The sequence below is a fragment of the Polaromonas sp. P1_G4 genome (assembly GCF_056405475.1).
The window spans coordinates 1-4,816 of sequence record NZ_JBFUCA010000329.1 but is presented as its reverse complement, the minus strand read 5'-3'; the positions used below and the strand labels follow the sequence as shown (position 1 = coordinate 4,816).

The following is a 4,816-nucleotide window of genomic DNA, read 5'->3' as shown; positions in this document are numbered from 1 at the left end:
GTATTCATCCATCCAGACCGGCAACAGTGTGGGCATGCAGACGCTGGACCAGAACCTGACCGAGCTGGTGAAGCGCAATGTGATTTCTGCTGCCGAAGCCCGCGGCAAGGCAAAAATCCCGGAAAACTTCCCCGGCTAGAAGCTATGGCCCCCACGCTTGTCACTTCGAGCCTACGGCGCGCTGCCCCTTTCCTTACGTATGAGGCCGCTGCGCCTGCGGCCCGGCAAAGCCGGTTCCGCGGCCCCTGCTTGATTGAAGAGAGAACCACCGTCACCGATCCTGCCGAGTTTCCGGCAACGACAGAGTTTGTTTGAAAGGAGTCGCAAATGGAACGCGACCAGGCCAGTAAATTCATCAATGATCTGCTGAAACTCATGGTCAGCCGTAATGGCAGTGACCTGTTCATCACAGGCGACTTCCCACCGGCCATGAAAGTCGACGGCAAGGTGACCAAAGTGTCGCCGCAGCCGCTGAACGCCGGCCACACGCTCGCCCTTGCCCGTTCCATCATGAACGACAAGCAGGCCGCCGAATTCGAACGCACCAAGGAATGCAATTTCGCCATCTCGCCGCCCGGCGTGGGCCGCTTCCGTGTCAATGCGTTCATCCAGCAGGGCAAGGTCGGCATGGTGATGCGGACGATTCCCGCCGTGCTGCCCACCATCGACGGGCTGGGCGTGCCCCAGGTGCTCAAGGAAGTGGTGATGAGCAAGCGCGGCCTGACCATTTTGGTGGGCTCTACCGGTTYGGGTAAATCCACCACGCTGGCGGCCATGGTCGACTGGCGCAACGAGCAGTCGTTCGGCCACATCATCACGATTGAAGACCCGGTGGAATTTGTCCATGCGCACAAGAACTGCGTGATCACGCAACGTGAAGTGGGCCTGGACACCGACAGCTGGGAAGCGGCCCTCAAAAACACGTTGCGCCAGGCGCCCGACGTGATCCTGATGGGCGAGATCCGCGATCGCGAAACCATGGAACATGCCATCGCATTCGCGGAAACCGGCCACCTGTGCCTGGCCACCTTGCACGCCAACAGCGCCAACCAGGCGCTGGACCGCGTGATCAACTTTTTCCCCGAAGAGCGCCGCACCCAGTTGCTGATGGACCTCTCGCTCAACCTCAAGGCCATGATTTCGCAGCGGCTGGTGCCCAAGCAGGACGGCAAGGGCCGTTTTGCGGCGGTGGAGGTCATGCTCAACTCGCCGCTGATCTCCGATCTGATCTTCAAGGGCGAAGTCTCCGAAATCAAGGAGATCATGAAAAAAAGCCGCAACCTGGGCATGCAGACTTTCGACCAGGCGCTGTACGACGCCTTCGAGAGCCACTTCATCACCTACGAAGATGCCCTGCGCAACGCCGACTCGGTGAACGACCTGCGCCTGCAGATCAAGCTCAACTCGCAACGCGCCAAGTCCGTCGACCTGGCGGCCGGCACCGAAAACTTCGCTATCGTTTAAGCCGCTGAACTGCCGGCGTTGTTCCGGCCAAGGGCTGAGTTGGAAGGGCTAAAGGCCGCGAAGCAGGCCTGAAGGTAATCGATAGTGGCCCGGATTTTGGGAGCCCGATGGCGTTCGGCCAGAATCACCGCATCAATAGAATAGACATCGCTCACCGTGTGCCGGGCCAGCACGGGCTTTAACCGGCCTTGCGCCACCAGCTCGCGGCCGATAACGTCGTTGATCCGGGCAATGCCGGCTCCCGCCAAGGCAAGTGAAACCACCGCAGCGCTGCTATTGACGCGCAACTGCCCCTGCACCGCGAGTGGGGTGACGACCGCGTTTTCTTCGAAGGTCCATTGATTGTGGGTAATCGAAGTGGTATTTGATATCAGACTGTGCAATTGAAGATCTGCCGGCGCACGCGGAACGCCATGCTTCTTGAGATACACGGGTGAGGCGTACAAAGCACGCCCATGGCTTCCAAGATTACGGGCAATGGCCGTCTGCGCAGGTGCAACACCCGCCCTCACGACGATATCCATCGCCTCATCGGCCATGCTGACAAGGCGATCATCCAGATGCAGGTCCAGCTTCAATTCCGGGTGCAAGGCCCGCAGCTTGCCCAGCCGGGGAATCAGTACATATTCAGCAAGAATCTGGCTGATGCTCAAGCGCACCGTACCCACCACTGAGCGGCTTCTGCTGGCGAAGCTGTTTTGCAATTGCCTGTGTTCGGTAAGGATGCGCTGGGCATATTCGAGGAAGACCTCACCTTCGTCAGTGAGAGAGAGGCTGTGAGTGGTCCGGTGCATCAGCCGCAGGCCGCATTGAGCCTCCATGCGCGCGAGCGAACGCGACATATGGCTGGCCGCAACGTTGCGGTCCCTCGCTACTGTCGAGAGCGACTGGGCAGATGCAAGCTGCGCAAACAGCGAGAAGTCGTCAAGGCTGAGGTTTTTCATGCTTGTGCAGATTTGACACGAGCATTATGCATTCGGGGGGATTTCCAGCCGACGCCATCCTGGGCACAGTTCACTTCGCACGGACATGTTGCGCCGTCGCTCTTCAAAGGATTTTTATGCCCATCTCCATCCAGCTATCGCAGGGACTTTTAACGCCGGCCGGCGAGCGCGAGGTTTTCTCCAGAGTTGCAGGCGCCTTGCTGCAGGTACACGGCCTCAGCGGAAACGCCTTCATGACTCCCGCAGTCATTGGGCATGTCGACATTTACCCTGAAGAGCACAGCTATGCCGGCGGCAAACCCCAGTCGCTTGCGGTCATAGAGGTTAAGGTCCCTTCTGTCACCTTCCCCGATCAGTCGGTGAAAGACAACTTCGTCAAGGCGGCAACAGACATCATTGACGAGCTCAAGGCGGGAAAACACCCGAGAGCGCGCACCTTCGTCAACGTGACCTATGCGGTGGAGGGCGCCTGGGGAATTGCCGGCAAAGCCTATACCAACGCCGACCTGGGAATGGCCATTGGAGCTGCCGCGGGCTAGGCAAGCGCGGGAACTCACCCTGCCCCCATTCACCTCCGTCTCTCCGCACAGCACACCAACCGATTAAACCCACAGGAAACTTCATGCCTCTCGTACGAATTGACCTTCCTGACACCACGCCGGACGAAGAGCTTTCGGCCGTGTCGGGCCTTGTGCATCAAGCCCTGGTAGACACTTTCAATGTGCCGGGGCCGGATCGCTTCCAGACGCTCACGCGTCATGCACCGCGCCAGCTCATTTGCTCCGAAGAATTCCTTGGRGTCACGCACTCCGCCCACGTGGTTTTTATTCAAATATTCTGCGCCCCCGGCCGATCGCTGGACATGAAGAAGGCGCTCTTCTCGGAAATCGGAAAACAAATCTCGTCGAATTGCAGCTTTAGTCCGGCCGACGTCATCATCAATCTGGTTGAGACGTCGCGTGAGAACTGGTCTTTTGGAAACGGCATGATGCAATTCAGTTAAAAGGGGCAGGACAGCCTGTTTTGCACACCCCCCAACGCGCTGAGATGCGCCATGAATGTGAAGCTGCTCCTTCATGGGAAAACAGGGAGGTTCACTGGGCAAAGCGCGCAATCAAGCCATAATCATTGCTGCAAAACCCCCTTGCCCGACGGGCCTCAAGAGATTTAACTGTGTCATCAATTCACCCCAAAACCTACGAAACTTCCGATTCACGTACTGTCGCCTTCCTGGGCCTCGGTGTCATGGGCTTCCCGATGGCCGGGCACCTGGCGCTGGCGGGCCACGACGTCACGGTCTACAACCRCAGCGCCGCCAAGGCTGCCTCCTGGACGAGCGAGTTCAAGGGCCGTGCAGCCGCCACACCGCGCGAGGCGGCTGCAGGCGCAGACGTCATTTTCTGTTGCGTGGGCAATGATGCCGACCTGCGCAGCGTGGTACTGGGTAACGATGGAGCGCTGGCCGGCATGAAACCGGGCGCCATCTTCGTGGACCACACCACGGCCTCGGCCGATGTGGCGCGTGAACTCTCCGCCGCGGCCTCCAAGATCGACCTGCACTTCATAGATGCACCCGTCTCGGGTGGCCAGGCTGGTGCGCAAAATGGCGCGCTCACAGTGATGTGCGGCGGAGACGCCGCAGCATTTGAGGCCGTGAAACCAGTGGGCATGGCTTTTTCAAAAGCCTTCACGCTGATGGGCCCAAGCGGCGCGGGGCAACTTACCAAGATGGTCAACCAGATTTGCATTGCTGGCCTGGTACAGGGCCTGAGCGAAGCGGTGGCGTTTGGCCAGAAGGCCGGTCTGGATGTCAACCAGGTCCTGGACGTGATTGGCAAGGGCGCAGCGCAAAGCTGGCAGCTCGACAACCGCGGCAAAACCATGGTGGCCGACAAGTTTGACTTCGGGTTTGCCGTGGACTGGATGCGCAAGGACCTGGGCCTGGTACTGGACGAAGCCAAGCGCAACGGTGCGCGCCTGCCTGTGACGGCCCTGGTCGACCAGTTTTATGCCGACGTACAAGCCATGGGCGGCCAGCGCTGGGACACATCGAGCCTGATCAAGCGCCTGAAATAGAAACTGGGCCAACCGGAAAAATCGGGTGGAAAGCAGAGCGGCAATGCTGCCGAGGCCAGCACTGCCCGCCCCTAACTAACGTCAACTCCCGGCGGGTTTGGCGCCTGCGGGTGGCTCGACGGGTTTTGACGGCAGCATGCGTGCCAGCTCTTCCTCGCTGATGATTTCAAACATGCGGATGACTTTTTGCACACCCGGAGTGGAGCGGACCACTTCGGTGGCGCGATCCGCCTCGCGCTGTGTAACACGCCCCATCAGGTAGGTCGTACCACGCTCGGTCACCACCTTGAAGGCGTTCAACGACAGGTCACGGGCATCCACCAGCATCGCCT

At 59.6% G+C, this 4,816-nt stretch carries 6 protein-coding genes and 1 pseudogene; 5 read left to right on the top strand and 2 right to left on the bottom strand.

The window, feature by feature from the left end:
* Together AC1D1X_RS15815 and AC1D1X_RS15810 are read left to right on the top strand one after the other, a co-directional pair.
* A pseudogene (locus AC1D1X_RS15815) lies at window positions 1–139 on the top strand (twitching motility protein PilT); the annotation flags it as partial.
* Between the two features lie 188 nt (window positions 140–327).
* Complete coding sequence (locus AC1D1X_RS15810; protein WP_477698617.1) at window positions 328–1,464, top strand: PilT/PilU family type 4a pilus ATPase; 1,137 nt, start codon at window positions 328–330, stop codon at window positions 1,462–1,464.
* On the opposite strand, the gene AC1D1X_RS15805 is transcribed toward AC1D1X_RS15810, so the two are convergent.
* Entirely contained in the window at window positions 1,461–2,408 is a 948-nt protein-coding gene (locus tag AC1D1X_RS15805; protein ID WP_477668827.1) for a LysR family transcriptional regulator, read from the bottom strand. The two genes, AC1D1X_RS15810 and AC1D1X_RS15805, sit on opposite strands and share 4 nt — an antisense overlap.
* Window positions 2,409–2,524: 116 nt before the next feature.
* On the opposite strand from AC1D1X_RS15805, the gene AC1D1X_RS15800 reads away from it, so the two are divergent.
* The 3 genes from AC1D1X_RS15800 to AC1D1X_RS15790 all read left to right on the top strand — a co-directional run bounded on the left by AC1D1X_RS15800 (window position 2,525) and on the right by AC1D1X_RS15790 (window position 4,484).
* Window positions 2,525–2,947, top strand: coding sequence for a 4-oxalocrotonate tautomerase (locus AC1D1X_RS15800; RefSeq protein WP_477668828.1), 423 nt, complete (start codon window positions 2,525–2,527; stop codon window positions 2,945–2,947).
* Between the two features lie 83 nt (window positions 2,948–3,030).
* Window positions 3,031–3,411: a tautomerase family protein gene (locus AC1D1X_RS15795; RefSeq protein ID WP_477668829.1), complete on the top strand. Its 381-nt coding sequence runs from the start codon at window positions 3,031–3,033 to the stop codon at window positions 3,409–3,411.
* 170 nt (window positions 3,412–3,581) lie between these two features.
* Window positions 3,582–4,484 carry an NAD(P)-dependent oxidoreductase gene (locus AC1D1X_RS15790; RefSeq protein ID WP_477698616.1) on the top strand — a complete coding sequence of 301 codons (903 nt, stop codon included), beginning with the start codon at window positions 3,582–3,584 and terminating at the stop codon, window positions 4,482–4,484.
* An 81-nt stretch (window positions 4,485–4,565) separates the two neighbouring features.
* Here the strand turns inward: AC1D1X_RS15790 and AC1D1X_RS15785 are convergent.
* Window positions 4,566–4,816 (bottom strand): BON domain-containing protein (locus AC1D1X_RS15785; protein WP_477698615.1); only part of this gene is annotated, 251 nt, incomplete at its 5' end.